General features: G+C 68.7%; 11 protein-coding genes. 7 read left to right on the forward strand and 4 right to left on the reverse strand.

All coding sequences use genetic code 11. The features are described 5' to 3' along the window. Nucleotides 1-113 precede the first annotated feature (113 nt). The 3 genes from MLE18_RS14670 to MLE18_RS14680 form a co-directional block, all read right to left on the reverse strand. Nucleotides 114-1,544, reverse strand: a complete 1,431-nt coding sequence (locus MLE18_RS14670; RefSeq protein WP_243439550.1) for an anion permease — start codon at nucleotides 1,542-1,544, stop codon at nucleotides 114-116. A 324-nt stretch (nucleotides 1,545-1,868) separates the two neighbouring features. Next, nucleotides 1,869-3,317 (reverse strand): sigma-54-dependent transcriptional regulator, encoded by a 1,449-nt coding sequence (locus MLE18_RS14675; protein ID WP_243439551.1) that lies wholly within the window; start codon nucleotides 3,315-3,317, stop codon nucleotides 1,869-1,871. Then, the gene (locus MLE18_RS14680) at nucleotides 3,314-5,092 is read right to left on the reverse strand and encodes a transporter substrate-binding domain-containing protein (protein WP_243439552.1); all 1,779 of its coding nucleotides are present in this window, start codon (nucleotides 5,090-5,092) and stop codon (nucleotides 3,314-3,316) included. The genes MLE18_RS14675 and MLE18_RS14680 overlap by 4 nt, the downstream gene beginning before the upstream one ends. Nucleotides 5,093-5,271: 179 nt before the next feature. Between MLE18_RS14680 and ychF the strand changes: the two genes are divergently transcribed. After that, the gene (gene ychF, locus MLE18_RS14685; protein WP_243439590.1) at nucleotides 5,272-6,372 is read left to right on the forward strand and encodes a redox-regulated ATPase YchF; all 1,101 of its coding nucleotides are present in this window, start codon (nucleotides 5,272-5,274) and stop codon (nucleotides 6,370-6,372) included. Nucleotides 6,373-6,379: 7 nt separating this feature from the next. Continuing rightward, on the forward strand, nucleotides 6,380-9,379 hold the full coding sequence (locus MLE18_RS14690) for a sensor domain-containing protein (RefSeq protein WP_243439553.1): 3,000 nt from the start codon (nucleotides 6,380-6,382) through the stop codon (nucleotides 9,377-9,379). Between the two features lie 156 nt (nucleotides 9,380-9,535). Here MLE18_RS14690 and MLE18_RS14695 read toward each other — a convergent pair whose 3' ends face one another. Continuing rightward, a complete protein-coding gene (locus MLE18_RS14695) occupies nucleotides 9,536-10,183 on the reverse strand; it encodes a precorrin-8X methylmutase (RefSeq protein WP_243439554.1) in 648 nt (215 codons plus the stop codon). A gap of 122 nt (nucleotides 10,184-10,305) precedes the next feature. On the opposite strand from MLE18_RS14695, the gene MLE18_RS14700 reads away from it, so the two are divergent. The 5 genes from MLE18_RS14700 to ahcY all read left to right on the forward strand — a co-directional run bounded on the left by MLE18_RS14700 (nucleotide 10,306) and on the right by ahcY (nucleotide 16,988). Continuing rightward, on the forward strand, nucleotides 10,306-11,559 hold the full coding sequence (locus tag MLE18_RS14700) for an HDOD domain-containing protein (RefSeq protein ID WP_243439555.1): 1,254 nt from the start codon (nucleotides 10,306-10,308) through the stop codon (nucleotides 11,557-11,559). Next, complete coding sequence (locus tag MLE18_RS14705; RefSeq protein WP_243439556.1) at nucleotides 11,546-13,141, forward strand: sensor histidine kinase; 1,596 nt, start codon at nucleotides 11,546-11,548, stop codon at nucleotides 13,139-13,141. The genes MLE18_RS14700 and MLE18_RS14705 overlap by 14 nt, the downstream gene beginning before the upstream one ends. Before the next feature lie 307 nt (nucleotides 13,142-13,448). Beyond that, entirely contained in the window at nucleotides 13,449-14,648 is a 1,200-nt protein-coding gene (locus MLE18_RS14710; RefSeq protein WP_243439557.1) for a benzoate/H(+) symporter BenE family transporter, read from the forward strand. Then, the gene (locus tag MLE18_RS14715) at nucleotides 14,645-15,553 is read left to right on the forward strand and encodes an ArsR/SmtB family transcription factor (RefSeq protein ID WP_243439558.1); all 909 of its coding nucleotides are present in this window, start codon (nucleotides 14,645-14,647) and stop codon (nucleotides 15,551-15,553) included. The genes MLE18_RS14710 and MLE18_RS14715 overlap by 4 nt, the downstream gene beginning before the upstream one ends. A 10-nt stretch (nucleotides 15,554-15,563) precedes the next feature. Further along, the gene (gene ahcY, locus MLE18_RS14720; protein ID WP_243439559.1) at nucleotides 15,564-16,988 is read left to right on the forward strand and encodes an adenosylhomocysteinase; all 1,425 of its coding nucleotides are present in this window, start codon (nucleotides 15,564-15,566) and stop codon (nucleotides 16,986-16,988) included. Nucleotides 16,989-17,114 lie beyond the last annotated feature (126 nt).

Here is a 17,114-nt window from a genome sequence, read left to right on the forward strand (position 1 = left end):
CCCGGCGCCCGCGCCGGTGGGCGGGGGTTGGCCCCCCGGGGGGCCTCGGTGGGGGGGGGCCGGGGGGCCCCCCCCCCCCCGGGACGCGAGGAGGGAAACGGGAAGCGCCGCGCCTAGGCCCGGGCCAGGTTCCAGGGGAAGCCGATGAGCAGGAACGCGCCGAGGTAGACGAGGCCGAACACCAGGCCGAGGATCCAGAAGTCCCTGCCCTTCACGTAGCCGGAGCCGTAGTAGATGGGCGAGGGGCCGGTGCCGTAGGGAGTGATCACGCCCATGATGCCGAGCGTTCCGCAGAGCAGGATGGAGACCAGCTTGATGTCCAGGCCGGGCACGGCCATGGCCGCGGCCAGCATGACGGGCAGCATGGCGGCCACGTGGGCGGTGACGCTGGCGAACATGTAATGGCTCAGGAAGAACACCAGCACCAGGCCGACCATCGTCGCCGTGGGCGAGAGCCCCACCATGGAGCCGGAGATGCTCTTGGCGAACCAGGCCAGGAAGCCGACCTTGTTCAGGCCGTCGGCCAGGGTGACCAGGGTGGCGAACCAGGCCAGCACGTTCCAGGCCTGCTTGTAGCCGATCACGTCGTCCCAGCTGACCACCTTGAACACCACCATCAGGCAGATGGCGGCCAGGGCCACGGTGGTGGCCTGCACGTGGTCCTTCAGGAAGATCCAGCTGAGCAGCGCGCCCAGGGCCAGCACGGCCATGAGGATCTCGCGGGCCGTGATGGAGCCGAGCTTGGCAAGCTCGTTGCCCGCCCAGATGGGGGCGTCGTCGGAGGACTTCTTGGTGGGCGGGTAGAGGATGTAGGCCAGCAGCGGGGTGATCGCGAAGAGCACGATGCCCACGGGCAGGAAGCCCATGAACCAGTCGTTCCAGGTGAGCACGACCTTGGTGGTCTTCTCCACCAGGGACTGGGCCAGGATGTTGGGGGCCAGGCTGGTGAGGAACATGGAGGAGGTCACGCAGGTCGTGGCCAGCGCCGTCCACATCAGGTAGCCGCCCAGGCCGCGCGGGTTGTCCTCCGGGGTGGAGCCGTAGAGCGGCGGGATGTTCTTGATGACCGGGAAGATGGTGCCGCCGCTGCGCGCGGTGTTGGAGGGCATGAAGGGCGCCAGGATCAGGTCCGCCAGGGCCACCGCGTATCCGAGGCCCAGGGCCTTCTTGCCCATGACCTTGATGAGCGTCAGCGCCAGGCGCTTGCCCAGGCCGGTTTTTTCGTAGCCCAGGGCGAACATGAACGCGCCGAAGATCAGCCAGACCGTGCCGTCGGAGAAGCCCGAGAGGGCCCACTTGATGGCGTCGGCGGCGGTGGCGTCCTTGCCCGCGGTCATGGGCACCAGCTTGAACAGCGCAGCCAGGGTTACGCCCGCCAGGCCAGCCAGGGCCGGGGCGATGGGCTCCAGGATGAGCGCGACCACCACGGCCGCGAAGATGGCGAAATACGACCATGCGTTGGGGCTCAATCCGGCGGGAACCGGCAGCGCCCACAACGCCGCCCCGACGATCAGCGGCGCGAGCGCCTTGATGTTCAGGCTCATTTCCACTCCTGTGCTTGAGGTTGCAATGCCCGGACAAACGGCCCGCACGCCAGCCTTCGGCCTTGCGGGCGGGCCTGATGCGGTCACTCCGATAAGCAGGGACAATGCCAAAACAGCCCGAAGCAGAATTGTTCTGGAGTGATGAGGTGTTGCGTGGGTGCTGATAGGCGGGGGAGGCTCAGGCGGCCATAACCAAAGTTATGGCTGGAAATGTGGGTTGAAAAAAATGTTTTTATATCAATTTATTACGAAGGTTATTGCCGCATTGCGCCCCCATAACCCTGGTTATGGGGGCGTCGCCCCCGGCCGCAGGTGCGCCGGGCCTCAGGCCCCGTCGTGGCGGCTGAGCTTCAGGCGCTTGCTCAGCGCGGGCTGCGAGATGCCCAGCAGCCTCGCGGCCAGGGTCTGGTTGCCGCCGGAGCGCCGCATGGCCTCGTCCACCAGCAGGCGGGCCGCTTCGGAGAGGCTCGGCAGGTTTTCGAAGGCGGCGAAGGGATTCTCTTCCCCGGCCTGAGCTCCGGCCTGAGCTCCGGCCTGGCCTCCGGACAGCGCCCCGGCCTCGGGCGCGAGTTGGCCCAGGGCCTTGAGGAAGGGCTCCTGGGGCAGGGCCGCGCCGCTCCGCACGCTCACCGCGTCGTAGACCATGGCCCGAAGCTCACGCACGTTGCCCGGAAAGGGGTAGGCCGCCAGCCGCCGCGCCAGCTCCGGCGGCAGACCGGGCCTGGGCCGGCCCAGCTCCCGGGAGCACTCGACCAGGAAGTGGGCCAGCAGGGGTTCGATGTCCTCCTTGCGCTCCCGGAGCGGCGGCACGTGCACGTGGTGGGTGCGCAGGCGGTAGTAGAGGTCGCGCCGGAAGGTCCCGGCGGCCTCCTTGGCGGCCAGGTCGCAGTGGGTGGCCACCACGATGCGGGCCCGGATGCGCCGGGGCTGGTCGCTGCCCAGGGGGTAGAACTCGCCCTCCTGGAGCAGGCGCAGCAGCTTCACCTGGGAGGCGATGCTCAGGTCGCCGATCTCGTCCAGGAACAGGGTGCCCTCGGCGGCCTCCTCGATCATGCCGCGCCTGGGGGCGTCCGCGCCGGTATAGGCCCCGCGCACGTGGCCGAAGAGGGTGTCCGCGAAGACGGCGTCGTCCAGCCCGGCGGCGTTGAGGGCCACCAGCGGGCCCTTGCGCCCGCTCAGGGCGTGGGCCGCGCGCACCAGATGCTCCTTGCCCACGCCGCTCTCCCCGGTGACGAGCAGGGGCTGGGGGCTGGCGGCCACGGCCTCCACATAGGCGAAGATGGAGCGCATGGCCCGGCTGCGCGTGACGATCCCGGCGAAGGCCTCGGGGTGGTGCGGCCCGCCGGAGACCAGGCGGCTGGCCACCTCGCGGTTCTCGTCGCGCAGCTCCAGCATGCGCACGGCTCGCAGCACGCCGCCCACGATGCGCTCCTCCTCGTCGGTCTTCACCAGGTAGTCGTAGGCGCCGAGCTTCATGCAGCGTATGGCCCCGGCCAGCTGGTCCATGCCGCTGACCACGATGCAGGCGATCTCCGGGTGGCGCTCGGCGATCAGGGCCAGCAGCTCCTCGCCGCTGAGGCCCGGCATGTTCAGGTCCAGGAGCACCAGGCCCACGCCGCCGCGCTCCAGGATGCCCATCACCTGGGCGCTGTCCTGGCAGGGGATGGTGTTGGTGATGCCCGCGGCGCTCTCCAGGGTCAGGGCCATGGAGCGCAGCCAGGCGGGTTCGTCGTCCACCAGCAGGATCTTGAAGGAGGGGGAGGGGGTGTTCACGGCAGTTGCTCCTCCGGGGCGCCGGGAGGCGCGACCGGCTGCACGGCGGGCAGTGAGAGGATGGCGGCGGTGCCGCGTCCCGGGCTGGACTGGAACTCCAGCACCCCGCCCATTTCCTTGACGATGCCCGCCGACACGGAGAGGCCCAGGCCCGTTCCGCCCTGGGCGCGCTTGGTGGTGAAGAAGGGGTCCGTGAGGTGGGGCATGTGCTCGGGGGCGATGCCCACGCCCTCGTCGCGCACGGTGAGCTCCACGCAATCGGAGTCGCGGTTGTAGCGGGTGGTGAGGGTCACGGCGCGGGCGCGGTCCGGCAGGGCCTGGCAGGCGTTGAGCAGCAGGTTGACCACCACCTGCTCGATGCGCTGGGCGTTGCCCAGCACCGGGGGCAGGCCCTGGCCCAGGTCCGTGGTGAAGCGGTCCGTGGCCTGGCGGATGGCGCGGTCCAGCAGGCGTACGGCCTTGCCCGCGGCCTGGTTGACGTCCACGGGCTCCCTGGCGCGGGCCTCGTCGCTGCGGGAGAAATCCTTGAGGTCGTTGACGATGCGCTTGATGCGCTGGGCGCCCTCGAACATCTCCTCCAGCATGACGGGCAGCTCGCGGCGCATGCGCTCGTAGGGGATGCCGCCCAGGCGGAAGTCCCCGTGCCGGGCGTGGTGCTCGTCCAGGATGCGCGCCGTGTCGGCCTGGACCTTGCGCAGGATGGGGATGTTCAAAAGAATCAGCCCATTGGGATTGTTGATCTCGTGGGCCACGCCCGAAACCAGGATGCCCAGCGCCGCCATCTTGTCCGCCTGCACCAGCTGCTGCTGGTTGCGGCCCAGCTGGTCCAGGGCGTTGGTCAGGGAGCGGGTGCGTTCGGCCACCTTGCGCCTGAGCGAATGCGACCAGAGCACGGTGGCCCCGAGCAGCAGCAGCAGGGGGGCCACCACCGCGCCCACGTAGTAGAGCACGGCCTCCCACTGCACGGGGCGGGCCTCCAGCACGCCGAGCCACTTCTGGCGTATCTGCTCGTACTTGCCGGTCTTGTCGAGGATGGCCAGGCCTTCGCTGAAGCGCTCCTTGAGGGCGGTGTTGCCCTTCTTCACCGCGTAGCCGTAGCGCACCGTGGCCACGGAGTAGGCGGCCACGTAGAGGTTGTCCAGCTTGTTCTCGCGGATGATGTAGAGCCCGGGGAGCATGGCCGTGACCGCGTAGTCGCAGTGGCCCGAGGCCACCATGCGCAGGGCGTCGGCCGGCGTGTCGCTGAAGTTCAGCTCGCTTGCGAAGCCCATGCCCGCCAGGGTGTCGTGCATGATGCCGCCCCGGTGCATGACGATGTTGCGGCCGCGCAGATCCTCCAGGGAGGAAACGGGGGGAAGGTCCTTGCGGGCGAACACGGAGTGCACCACGGTGGTGTGGGGCGGGGTGAACTCCACCTCCTGCAGGCGCTCCTCGGAGTAGGACATGCCTTGCAGGATATCCACCTCGCCCCGGGCCAGGGCGGCGCGCATCTCGGCCCAGGCCCCCAGGCGGAACTCCACGGAGAGCCCCATGACCTCGGCGATGGCCCGGCTGAGGTCCACGTTGTAGCCTGCGGGCTGGCCGTTCTTGTCCAGGAATTCGTAGGGAGGGTAGTCCCGGTCGCCCCCGATGACGATGGGGCGGCTCACGCCGGGGATCTCCCTGGTCTGCGCAGGGCACGGCCGGGCGGACGTGAGCAGGGCCAACGCAGCCAGCAGCAGGCAGGCGGCCAGGGCGGGGAGAGGGTTGCGGGCGGGCGTGTGTATTCTGGGCATGGCTCGGGGCGTTCCGGTGCGCCTTGGGCGGCGATATCAAAGCCCGGGCCGCAAGCCAAGGGGCTCCGGTAGTGCTGGACTCCTGGGCCGAGGCGCGCTATGTGGCCGCGTTGCGCGCCGCGCCCGCGAGGGCAGTCCTGTGCGCGCCCCATAATCCCTGCATCTCCAAGGTGATCGCCATGTCTCTTTCCATAGGCATCGTCGGGCTTCCCAACGTGGGCAAGTCCACCCTGTTCAACGCCCTGACCAGGGCCCAGAATGCCCAGGCCGCCAACTATCCCTTCTGCACCATCGAGCCCAACAAGGCCGTGGCCCCCGTGCCCGACCCCCGCCTGGACGCCCTGGCCCGCATCGCCAACCCCCAGCGCGTGCTGCCCGCCACCGTGGAGTTCACGGACATCGCGGGCCTGGTCAAGGGCGCGAGCAAGGGCGAGGGCCTGGGCAACAAGTTCCTGGCCAACATCCGCGAGACCCAGGCCATCCTGCACGTGGTGCGCTGCTTCGTGGACGACGACGTGGTGCACGTTCACGGCGGCGTGAACCCGCTTGAGGACATCGAGGTCATCGAGACGGAGCTGATCCTGGCGGACGCCCAGGCCCTGGAGAACCGCATGGACCGCCTGCGCAAGCAGGCCAGGGCCGGCAAGGAGCACCAGGCCAAGCTGGCCGCGGCCGAGAAGCTGCTGGCCCACCTGATGGAGGGCAACCCGGCGGCCTCCATGCCCGGGGCGGACGATGGCGCCATGGCCGAGCTCTTCGCGGAGATGGGCCCCATCACGGCCAAACCGGTGATCTACTGCGCAAACGTCTCCGAGGACGCCCTGGGCGAGGACACCCCCGAGGTGCTGGCCGTGCGCGCCCACGCCGCCAAGACCGGCTCGCCCGTGGTCAAGGTCTCGGCCCGCATGGAGGAGGAGATGGGCGGCCTGGACGACGAGGAGCGCAAGGAGTTCCTGGAGTCCTACGGGGTTGCCAGCTCCGGCCTCGACCAGGTGATCCGCACCGGCTACGGAGTGCTCGGGCTGATCAGCTATTTCACGGTCGGCCCCAAGGAGGTCCGCGCCTGGACCATCCAGGACGGCTGGAAGGCCCCCAAGGCCGCCTCGGCCATCCACACGGATTTCGAGCGAGGCTTCATCCGGGCGGAGGTCATCTCCTACGCCGACTACGTGGCCCAGGGCTCCGAGGCGGCCTGCCGCTCGGCGGGCGTGCTGCGCCTGGAAGGCAAGGAGTACGTGGTGCGCGACGGGGACGTGATCCACTTCCTCTTCAACGTGTGAGCAGCGCATGACCGGACCGGACCAGCCCAAGCCCAATATGTCATCCGGCCGCTGGCCCTGGGATGAGGCCTGTTGCGGCGTCATGGCCTCCTCCCTGGGGGAGGCCGTGGCCGTGCTGGACGCCTCCCGCCGCGTGCTCATGGTCAACACCGCCTTCGAGGCCCTGCTCGGCGCGGCCGGGTCAGGCTCGGGCACACCCGTGCTCGAACTGTTCCCCCAGGCCTGCCGCGCGCCCCTCGAAGCCCTGCTGGACGCCTGCACCGAGACCGAACGCTCCAGAGGCGAGCTGGAGCTGCCGGGACCAGGCGGAGCGAGGCGCATCCTGGCCGCCGCCGCCCACCTGCCCGGAGCGCCCTCCGGCATGACGCTGCTCCTGGTCGACGTCACCGCCCTGGTGACAGAGCGGGAGGAGCGGAACCGGTGCTCGCTGGACGCGCTCAGAAGCAAGGAGCGCGACAGCCGGGCGCTGCTCGACGCCATCCTGGACTCCATGTTCCTGCTGGACAGCTACGGCGTCATCCTGGACATCAACGACCACGGGGCCCGCAAGATGGCCTCCCTGGACGCCGTCTCCGTGATCGGGCGCAACATGGGGGAGTTCATCCCGCAGGACGTGTGCCGCGAGAGGATGGCCCGCGTGCGCCGGGTGATCGAAAGCGGCCAGCCCATGCGCTTCGAGGACACCCGCAACTCCCTGATATTCGACAACAACATTCTGCCCGTGCTCGACGACTCGGGCACCGTCACCCGGGTGGCAGTCTTCGCCCGCGACATCACCCAGCAGCGCGGCAACATGGCCCACCTGCGCAGGCAGGCCTTCCAGCAGGGCGTTGTGGCGGAGCTTGGCCTGTTCGCCCTGGCCAGCCAGAGCCTGGACGAACTCATGGACAAGACCTGCAGGCTGGTCTCCACGCTCTTCGGCGTGGAGCTGACCACCATGCTGGAACTGACACCGGAAGGCGACCTGCTGCTTCGCGCGGGGGTGGGCTGGCGGCCCGGCAGCGTGGGCTCGGCCCGGGTGTCGCTGGACGCCTCCCATTCCGGCCTGGCGCTCAAGTCCAGCGCGCCGGTCATCATGGAACACATCGACACCGAATCACGTTTCGCCCCTTCGCAGATCATGCGCGAGCACGCCGTGGTCAGCGGCATGAGCGTGGCCATCCTGGGTGCGGAGCAGCCCTACGGCACGCTGGGGGTGCATTCCCTCTCCCCCAGGCGCTTCACGGAGGACGAGGTCCACACCCTGCAATCCGTGGCCAACGTGCTCTCCGAGGCGGTGGCCCGCCTCCAGGCGGAGCAGCGGCTGGAGACCCTGGGCGAGCGCAACGCGGCCATCCTGCGTTCCGTGGGGCAGGGCATCTTCGGGTTGGACCTGCAGGGGCGCATCAGCTTCGCCAACCCGGCGGTGGAGCGGCTCACCGGCTACACCTCCCAGGAGATGCTTGGGAACGAGGCGCACTGGCTGTTCCACCACACCCGCCCCGACGGCTCGGTCTACCCCCTGGAGGACTGCCCCCTGGAGAAGACGCTGAAGGACGGCAAGCTCCGCCACATCACGGACGAGGTCTACTGGCGCAAGGACGGCTCCAGCTTTCCGGTGGAGTATTTCGCCACGCCCCTGTTCTCGGGCGACAAGCTCTCGGGCGCGGTGGTGGTCTTCGAGGACATCACAGACCGCGTGCGCGCACAGGAGCGGCTCAGGCGCCAGGCCTTCTTCGACGAGCTTACGGGCCTGCCCAACCGGGCCCAGTTCAAGCGCAGGCTGGACGCGGCGCTCACCAGGCCGGACAGCGACCGGGATTTCGCCGTGCTCTTCCTGGACCTTGATGATTTCAAGGTGGTCAACGACGGCCTGGGCCACACCCTGGGCGACAGCCTGCTCATGGCCGTGAGCCTGCGACTGCGCAGGACGCTCGGCCCAAAGGGGATGCTCGCGCGAATGGGCGGGGACGAGTTCGCCATCCTGCTGGAGGAGGGCGACTGCGCAGGAGCCGCCCTGGACCTGGTGGAGCGCATCCGCCGGGAGCTTGCCCGGCCCGAGCACCTTCAGGGTTATGAGCTGTTCGTTTCCGCCAGCGTGGGCGTCGTGCTGGGCGAGGGCGGCTACAAAAGCTCGGAGGACGTGCTGCGCGACGCGGACACCGCCATGTTCAAGGCCAAGTCCCAGGGCAAGGGCGAGAGCTGCATCTTCGACAAGGCCATGCACAGCGAGGTGCGCTCCAGGCTGATCCTGGAGAACGACCTGCGCCGCGCCCTGGAGCGCGGGGAGCTTTTCGTGGCCTACCAGCCTTTGGTCTCCCTGCCGGACGGCAGGCCCACGGGGTTCGAGGCCCTGATGCGCTGGAAGCATCCGGAGCGGGGGCTGGTCAGTCCGGCCGAGTTCATCCCCGTGGCCGAGGCCTCGGGCCTGATCCTCAACCTGGGGGAGTGGATCCTCTCCGAGGCCTGCACACAGCTGGCCCGCTGGCGGGCCGCCATCCCGGGCGCGCAGGGGCTGAGCGTGAGCGTCAACCTCTCCGGCCGCCAGTTCATGCAGGCGGACCTCACCGAACGGGTGGGGGCCATCCTGCGGGATTCTGGCCTGCCCAGCGGGGCGGTGAAGCTGGAGATCACTGAAAGCGCGGTCATGCAGAACGCGGAGCGCGCCGTGGAGATGCTTGGCGAGCTCAAGAAGCTCGGGCTGCAGATCATGATCGACGACTTCGGGACCGGCTACTCCTCCCTGGCCTACCTGCGCCGCTTCCCGGTGGACGCCCTCAAGGTGGACCGCTCCTTCGTGCGCAACCTGGACACCGACCGCGACAACCGCCAGATCGTCCGGGCCATCGTGCAGCTGGCCGCCAGCCTGGAGCTATCCGTGGTGGCCGAGGGCATCGAGCGCCGGGAAGAGCTGGAGACCCTTGGCCACTTGGGCTGCACCATGGGCCAGGGCTACCTGTTCGCCAGGCCCCTGGGCGCGGGAGCCGCGCAGGAATACCTCAAGGCCGCGCTGGCCCAGCCCGAGTAGCAGCCTGTTGAAATTTCCCCGCAGGCTGCGTTGCTCGAAAAAGTCAAACCCTCGCGTATGCCGGATACGCGTCGGTCTTGACTTTTTCTTGCGCCTTGCCCGCGCGTTTTTTGAACAGGCTGCAAGAATCGACGTTATAGCGTGCAGCGAGGCGATTTATCGCCTGAGGGCCGCCTCGGCCAGGGCGTTGACGCAGGCCGCCGCCAGGGCCGAACCGCCCTTGCGCCCGGCCAGGGCCACGTAAGGCGCGTCGCCGCGCGCGATGAGCATATCCTTCGATTCCGCAGCGTTGACGAAGCCAACGGGCATGCCCACCACCAGCGCTGGGGCAAGCCGTCCCTCATCCATCAGCTCCATGAGCCTTAGCAGCGCCGTGGGCGCGTTGCCCACCGCGAAGATCAGCGGCCCCGCCAGCCCGGCGGCGGCATCCACTGCCATCCTGGCCCGGGTCGTCCCGGCGTCGCGGGCCTTTTGGGCCACGTCCGGGTCCTCCATGAAGCAGACGGTGCGGCAGCCCAGGGCGTCCATGCGCCGCCGGGGGATGCCCTTGAGGCACATGAAGGTGTCCGTGACAATGGTGGCCCCGGCGCGCAGGGCGGTCACGCCCGCCTCCACGGCTCCGGGTGAGAAACGCAGGAGGGCGGGCATCTCGAAGTCGGCGGAGGTGTGGATCAGCCTGCGGGCCACTTCCCACTCCAGGCCCGTAAAGGGGCGCGGCTCGGGAACCTCGGAATCGATGATGGAGAAACTCAGGCGCTCGATCTCTTCGGGAAGCATGGGGGCCTTGATGTCTCGAGTTGTCATGGCGCCTGCCTACGCCGTTTCGGGCCGCACGCCAAGGGTTTGCATCCGACGGGGGTCCATGTATACTCTTTCGGAATGCAAGGATGTACGGCCCTTCAAGCGGGGCGAGACGGAGTTGTGGCATGTGGGTGAGCGAGCTTCGGCCCGGCCTGACACTGACCCGGCCTGTTCACGACGTGAACGGGAGGCTGCTGATGGGCGAGGGGACCCTCCTCACGGAGCGGTTCATATCCGTACTCAAGGCCTGGGGCGTGGCCGAGGTGGCGGTGCGGGGCGAGGAGCTTTCCTGCGCCGTGACGGGCGGCGGTGAGGACCTCCAGCAAGAGGACGACCCGGGCAACGCCGCCCTGGCCCGCGAGATCGTGTCCCTCAGGCTGGCCAACGACCCCGCGCCCCACCCGTTCCTGGCTGACGTGCACCGTCTGGCCGTCACCCGGCTGGAAGCCCGGCTGAACCGGGGCGACAGCTTCCATGTCCCCCCCGGCGTCACCCCCCTGCCGTTGCAGGGGCCTCCCGCGCAGAATCCGCTGGACCCCAAGGCCCTGGCCGAGTCCAACCCGGTCATCGGAGCCATGCCCGAGGTGCTGGCCCAGCTGGCCCAGGTCATGGACGATCCTTCCGCCTTCCCCGCCGAACTGGCCGAGATCATCCAGGGCGACCCCGGGCTCTCCGCACGGCTGCTCAAGGTGGTCAACAGCCCGTTCTACGGGTTTTCCCAGCGCATCGACACCATCTCCCGCGCGGTGACCATCATCGGGGTGCAGCAGCTCTCGGCCCTGGCCCTGGGCATGGCCGTCATGGACCTGTTCAAGAACGTCTCCCACGATTGCCTCGACGTACGCGGCTTCTGGCGGCATTGCCTGGCCACGGCCTGCGGGGCGCGGGCGCTGGCCTCGGCCGTGGGGCTGCCCAACACGGAGCGCTACTTCGTGGGCGGCCTGCTGCACGACGTGGGGCTGCTGCTTCTGCTGCTGCGGGAGCCGCGGCGGGAGTGCTCCGCTCTGGAATTGGCGCGAGGGCAGGGCTGGACGCTCTGCGCCGCGGAACGTCACATCCTGGGGTTGGACCACGCCAAGGCTGGCGCGGCCCTGCTCAAGGTCTGGAAGCTGCCCCCCGGGCTGGTGCAGGCCGCGGGATACCACCACGAGCCCCTCAGGTGCCCCGACGTGCGCGAGGCCGCCATCGTGCATACGGCGGACTTCCTGGCCGAGGCCCTGGTGTTCGGCTCCGGCGGACAGACCGTGCTCATGCCGTTCTCGACTGAGGCTTTCGCCAGCCTGGCCGCGCCATCCGGCGTGGCCTGCACCGTGTTCGACCGGGTGGAAAGCCAGCTGGACCATCTGGAAAGGGTGTTCATGAGCCATGGCCCCCACTAACGGCACACGAATCCTGGACGCACTCGATGAGGAAGGCCTGGAGGCTTTCCCGGCTGCCCGGCACCTGGAGGGCACCACGCGTTTCGTGCTGGCCGCCCTGGACCAGGCGGCGGCACTCTCCGATTTTTCCATGAGCATGGCCCGCCTGGACGGGCCGGAACCCATCCTGCGCCTTTGCCTGGAGCGCATTGCCGGGCTTTTGCCCTTCGACAGCATGGGGCTCATGCTGGTGGACGAGGCCGACTCCTCGTTCCGGTTCGCCCTGTGCGAACCCGAGGCCGCGTTGCCCGAACTGCAGGCATACGCCGACGCCCGCATCGAGGACGGCTGTTTCGCGTTCGCCCTGCGCGAGAAGCGGGCCGTGCTCTCCCCCATGTGCTCGGGCGGGTCGCGCAGGCTGCTGCATGTGCTCACCACTGCCTCGCGCACCAGGGGCATGTTCGTGGCCGAGCTCGGGGAGACGGCCGACGGCATCAGCGAGGTGACCCTCTCCATCCTCTCCATCATCCTGAACAACACCGCCCAGGCCCTGGAGAGCCACTACCTCTACCGGCGCATCCAGGACATGAACCAGGCCCTGGAGGAAAAGGTGGCCCGCCTGGCCGCTTCCGAAGGGGAACTGCGCGTCATCCGGGACGACCAGGAGCGCCTCATCGAGGAGAAAACCTCCGAGATCAAAAACGCCATGGCCCGCCTCAAGGACGAGGTGCGCAGCCGCAAGAAGGCCGAAGCCCTGCTCGAGGCCCTGAACCAGCGCCTGGAGACCAAGGTGGAGGTGCGCACCAAGGCCCTGTTCCGCAAGGTCGCGGAGATGGAGGCCGCCAACCGGCAACTCAAGCAGCTGGAGCGCCTCAAATCCGGCTTTCTCTCTTCCGTGTCGCACGAACTGCGCACGCCCCTGACCTCCATCATGGGGTTCGCGAAGCTCATCGAAAAGGATTTCCAGAAATTCTTCACCCCGGGGCCTGGCGACAACCTGCAGCCCAAGGCCGAGCGCATCCTGCGCAACCTCGACATCGTGGAGAAGGAGTCCGAGCGCCTGACCCGGCTCATCAACGACGTGCTGGACCTCTCGCGGATCGAGTCCGGCAAGATGCTCTGGCGCGACGAGATCCTGGACGTGATGGACGTCACGGCCGACGCGGTCATGGCCGTGGAAGGCCGCCTGGAGAACAGGCCCGACGTCCGGTTGCGTCTGGACCTGCCCCTGAGCCTGCCCGCGGTCTACGCCGACCGCGACCGCATCCACCAGGTGCTCATCAACCTGCTGGACAACGCCATCAAGTTCACCCAGGAGGGCCACGTGCTCGTGGAGGCCGGGGTGGACGAGCGGGGGATGCTCGTGGTCTGCGTGGAGGATACCGGCCCCGGCATATCCCCTGAAGAGACCGAGAAGATCTTCGACAAGTTCCATCAGCACGACCGCAAGGACACCCTCAAGGACAAGCCCAAGGGCACGGGCCTGGGCCTGGCCATCTGCCGCCACATCGTGGAGCACTACGGCGGGCGGATCTGGGTGGAGCCAGGGCAGGACGGAGGCAGCGTGTTCAGCTTCACGCTGCCCGTGCACCGGCCCAGCTGATCCCGCCCCGGCCGCCCGGCCATCAGCGATACATCTCGCCAATTCAGGACGCGAAACGAAAAGGGAGCCCAGAGGGCCGAAGGCCCTTTGACCGCCGGAGGCGTTTTGCGGCGGGGGCACCGCCAGGAGGGGAATGCCTCCGGCGGGCAAAGAGGGCGCCGCCCTCTCCGCACTTTCCCGCAAAAGGGAGTCCTCCCTTTTGAATCCTCTTTCGCTTCGCGTCGTCCGAGGACTACGAATTTTCTTGACCGCTGCGGGGAGGGCCGCTAAACAGCATATCAACATATCTTGATATAAAGATTCATACATGAGCACAGCCGTATACACACCCACCGCTTCGCGGTCCGTCTTCAAGGACGCCTCCCTCTCGGCGATCACCGCCGGGCTGGTGGCGGTGGCCGTCTCCTTCGGGGGGCCGGCGGCCATCATCTTCCAGGCCGCCTCGGCCGCGAACCTCTCCCCGGCGCAGCTCTCCAGCTGGATCTGGGCCATCTGCATCGGCTCGGGCGTCACGGGGGTCTGGCTGTCGCTGCGCTATCGCGACCCGGTGGTCACGGCCTGGTCCACCCCGGGCGTGGCTTTGCTTGCAACGGGCTGGGCGGCCTACCCGTACCCCGAGGCCATCGGGGCCTTCGTGGTGGCCGGGGCGCTGATCACGGCGGCGGGAGCCAGCGGCGTGTTCCAGACCATGATGGACCGCATCCCCCGGCCCTTGGTATCGGCCATGCTGGCGGGCATCCTGCTGCGCTTCGGCGTGGATGTGTTCGGCTACCTGGCCAAGGCCCCGCTGCTGGCGGGTGTCATGGTGGCGGCCTACCTGGCGGCCAAGCGGCTCACCCCGCGCTACGCCATCGTCTGCACGCTGCTCTCCGGCTTCGCCGCCGCCTGGGCCCAGGGCGCGCTTGATTTCTCCACGGTGCACGCCACCCTGGCCACGCCCGTGTTCACCCCGCCGGTGTTCAGCCTGGGCGCGGTGGTGGGCCTGGGCCTGCCCCTGTTCCTGGTGACCATGACCGGCCAGAACGCCACGGGCCTGGGCGTCATGCGCGCCAGCGGCTACCACACCCCGGGCAACCCCCTGGTCTGGGTCACGGGTCTTGCCTCCACGCTGTTGGCCCCGTTCGGCTGCCACGGCGTGAACCTGGCTGCCATCACGGCGGCCATATGCACCGGCCCCGAATCCCACCCGGACCCGGCCCGGCGCTACGTGGCCGCCGTGGTCTGCGGCCTGTGCTACCTGGTGGTGGGCGTGTTCGGGGCGGCCCTGGTGGGCCTGTTCACGGCCCTGCCCGGGGCGCTCATCGCCGTGGTCTCGGGGCTGGCGCTGTTTGGGGCCATCGCCTCGGGCCTCTCCCAGGCCATGGAGGACGCCACCCGGCGCGAGGCCGCCCTGGTCACCCTGCTGCTGACCATCTCCGGGGTGAGCTTCTTCGGCATCGGCTCCGCCTTCTGGGGCCTGATCGGCGGCCTGCTGGCCGACCGCGTGCTCACCAGGACCCACGCGTGAGCGGCTGCCCCTGCCTGGCGGCATTCAAGGCCCTTGCCGACGAGACGCGCTTGCGCCTGATGCGCCTGCTGACGCGCCACGAGCTCAACGTGGGCGAGATCGTGGCCGTGCTGGGCATGGGCCAGAGCCGGATTTCGCGCCATCTGCGCATCCTGGTGGAGTCGGGGCTGCTGGCGGCCCGGCGCGACGGGCTGTGGGTGTTCTACGGCGCGCAGCCCTCCACGCTGCTGGACGCCGTGACCCCGCTCATCGCGGACTGCGGCCCCAAGGAGGACCTCCAGCGTGCAAGCGAAGTGCTGGAGGCCCGCAACCGCGAGACGCGCAGCTTCTTCAACGCCATCGCCTCCGACTGGCGGGCCATGCGCCGCGAGGTGCTGGGCGACCTGGACCTGGAGGGCCTGATCCTTGAGCGCCTGCCCCTGTGCGGCGTCATCGCGGACCTGGGCTGCGGCCCTGGCGAGCTGCTGGCCGCGCTCTCGGCCAAGTGCGAGCGCCTTATCGGGGTGGACGCCTCCCCGGCCATGCTGGAGCTGGCCCGGCGCGTCCCGGGCCTGGAGGCCGCCAGCCTGCGCGTGGGGGAGCTGGAGCACCTGCCCCTGGCCGACGCCGAGGCAGACATAGCGGTGCTGAGCCTGACCCTGCACCATCTTTCCGACCCCGCCCGCGCCCTGCGCGAGGCGCGCCGCGTTGTGGCCCCTGGCGGGCGGCTCATCGTGGTGGATTATCTCAAGCATGACGCCGAGCTCATGCGGCAGCGCTACGGCGACCGCTGGCTCGGCTTCGACCCCGCCGAGGTCCGCGCCTGGCTGGAGCAGGCCGGGTTCGCGGCGAACGGCATGGACCGGCACACAATAAAACTGGGCCTGGAGCTGGGCATATTCGAAGCCCTGCGGCCCCAAAAGTAAGGAGAACACAATGAGCGTCAAACCCCTGGACCTGACCCTGGCCAACATGGTCGCCGACATGTCCCAGGCCGATTGGGGCCGCAAGGAAATGGTCATCGCCGAGAACGAGATGCCCGGCCTGATGGCCGTGCGCGCCAAGTACGGCCCGCAGAAGCCCCTGAAGGGCCTGAAGGTCGCGGGCAGCCTGCACATGACCATCCAGACCGCCATGCTCATCGAGACCCTCTACGAGCTGGGCGCGGACCTGCGCTGGGCCAGCTGCAACATCTACTCCACCCAGGACAACGCCGCCGCCGCCATCGCCGAGGCAAAGACCGCCGCGGTGTTCGCCTGGAAGGGCGAGACCCTGGAGGACTACTGGTGGTGCACGGAGATGGCCCTGACCTGGCCCGACGGCTCCGGCCCCGACCTGATCGTGGACGACGGCGGCGACGCCACCCTGTTCATCCACTACGGCGTCAAGGCTGAGAAGGACCCCTCCATCCTGGACAAGCCCTCCGACAACAAGGAGTTCGCCATCATCCAGGAGCGCGTGGCCGCCTCCGTGAAGGCCGACCCCACCCGCTTCCAGCGCATGGCCGCCAAGATCAAGGGCGTCTCCGAGGAGACCACCACCGGCGTGCACCGCCTCTACCAGATGATGAAGGACGGCGAGCTGCTCTTCCCGGCCATCAACGTCAACGACTCGGTGACCAAGTCCAAGTTCGACAACCTTTACGGCTGCCGCGAGTCCCTGGCGGACGGCATCAAGCGCGCCACCGACGTGATGGTGGCCGGCAAGGTCGTGGTGGTGGCGGGCTACGGCGACGTGGGCAAGGGCTGCGCCCACTCCATGCGCGGCTTCGGCGCCCGCGTGATCGTCACCGAGATCGACCCCATCTGCGCGCTCCAGGCCGCCATGGAAGGCTACGAAGTGACCACCATGGACAAGGCCTGCTCCATGGGCGACATCTTCGTCACCGCCACGGGCTGCTTCGACGTGATCAACGGCTCGCACATGGAGAAGATGCGCGACGGAGCCATCGTCTGCAACATCGGCCACTTCGACTCCGAAATCGCCATGCACTACCTGGAGTCCACCCCCCACTGCAAAAAGGTGGAGATCAAGCCCCTGGTGGACAAGTGGACCATGAAGAACGGCAACTCCATCCTGGTGCTGGCCGAAGGCCGCCTGGTGAACCTGGGCTGCGCCACCGGCCACCCCAGCTTCGTCATGTCCAACAGCTTCACCAACCAGGCCCTGGCCCAGATCGAGCTGGCCCAGAAGGACTACGCGGTGGGCGTGTACACCCTGCCCAAGATCCTGGACGAGGAAGTGGCCCGCCTGCACCTGGAGCGCCTGGGCGCCCAGCTTGAGCGCTTGACCCCCGAGCAGGCCAAGTACATGGGCATGAGCGCCGACGGCCCGTACAAGCCTGAGCATTACCGCTACTAGGCCGAGCATTCGGCATTTGGATTCCCCGGGGAGGCGCTGCCTCCCCGGACCCCACCGGCAGGGGAGTGACTCCCCTGCACCCCCAATGGCTTCGCGTTCCGGCCCGGGCACATCGCGTCCGCATGG

The sequence above is a fragment of the Fundidesulfovibrio soli genome (assembly GCF_022808695.1).
In the GTDB taxonomy this organism is placed as follows: Bacteria; Desulfobacterota; Desulfovibrionia; order Desulfovibrionales; family Desulfovibrionaceae; genus Fundidesulfovibrio; species Fundidesulfovibrio soli.

Excerpts from the sequence above, each read along its gene's own strand:
- ychF (WP_243439590.1), top strand. The coding sequence starts at position 5,272 with ATGTCTCTTTCCATAGGCATCGTCGGGCTTCCCAACGTGGGCAAGTCC.
- MLE18_RS14680 (WP_243439552.1), bottom strand. The coding sequence starts at position 5,092 with ATGCCCAGAATACACACGCCCGCCCGCAACCCTCTCCCCGCCCTGGCC.
- MLE18_RS14710 (WP_243439557.1), top strand. The coding sequence starts at position 13,449 with ATGAGCACAGCCGTATACACACCCACCGCTTCGCGGTCCGTCTTCAAG.
- MLE18_RS14700 (WP_243439555.1), top strand. The coding sequence starts at position 10,306 with ATGTGGGTGAGCGAGCTTCGGCCCGGCCTGACACTGACCCGGCCTGTT.
- ahcY (WP_243439559.1), top strand. The coding sequence starts at position 15,564 with ATGAGCGTCAAACCCCTGGACCTGACCCTGGCCAACATGGTCGCCGAC.
- MLE18_RS14695 (WP_243439554.1), bottom strand. The coding sequence starts at position 10,183 with ATGACAACTCGAGACATCAAGGCCCCCATGCTTCCCGAAGAGATCGAG.
- MLE18_RS14705 (WP_243439556.1), top strand. The coding sequence starts at position 11,546 with ATGGCCCCCACTAACGGCACACGAATCCTGGACGCACTCGATGAGGAA.
- MLE18_RS14670 (WP_243439550.1), bottom strand. The coding sequence starts at position 1,544 with ATGAGCCTGAACATCAAGGCGCTCGCGCCGCTGATCGTCGGGGCGGCG.
- MLE18_RS14690 (WP_243439553.1), top strand. The coding sequence starts at position 6,380 with ATGACCGGACCGGACCAGCCCAAGCCCAATATGTCATCCGGCCGCTGG.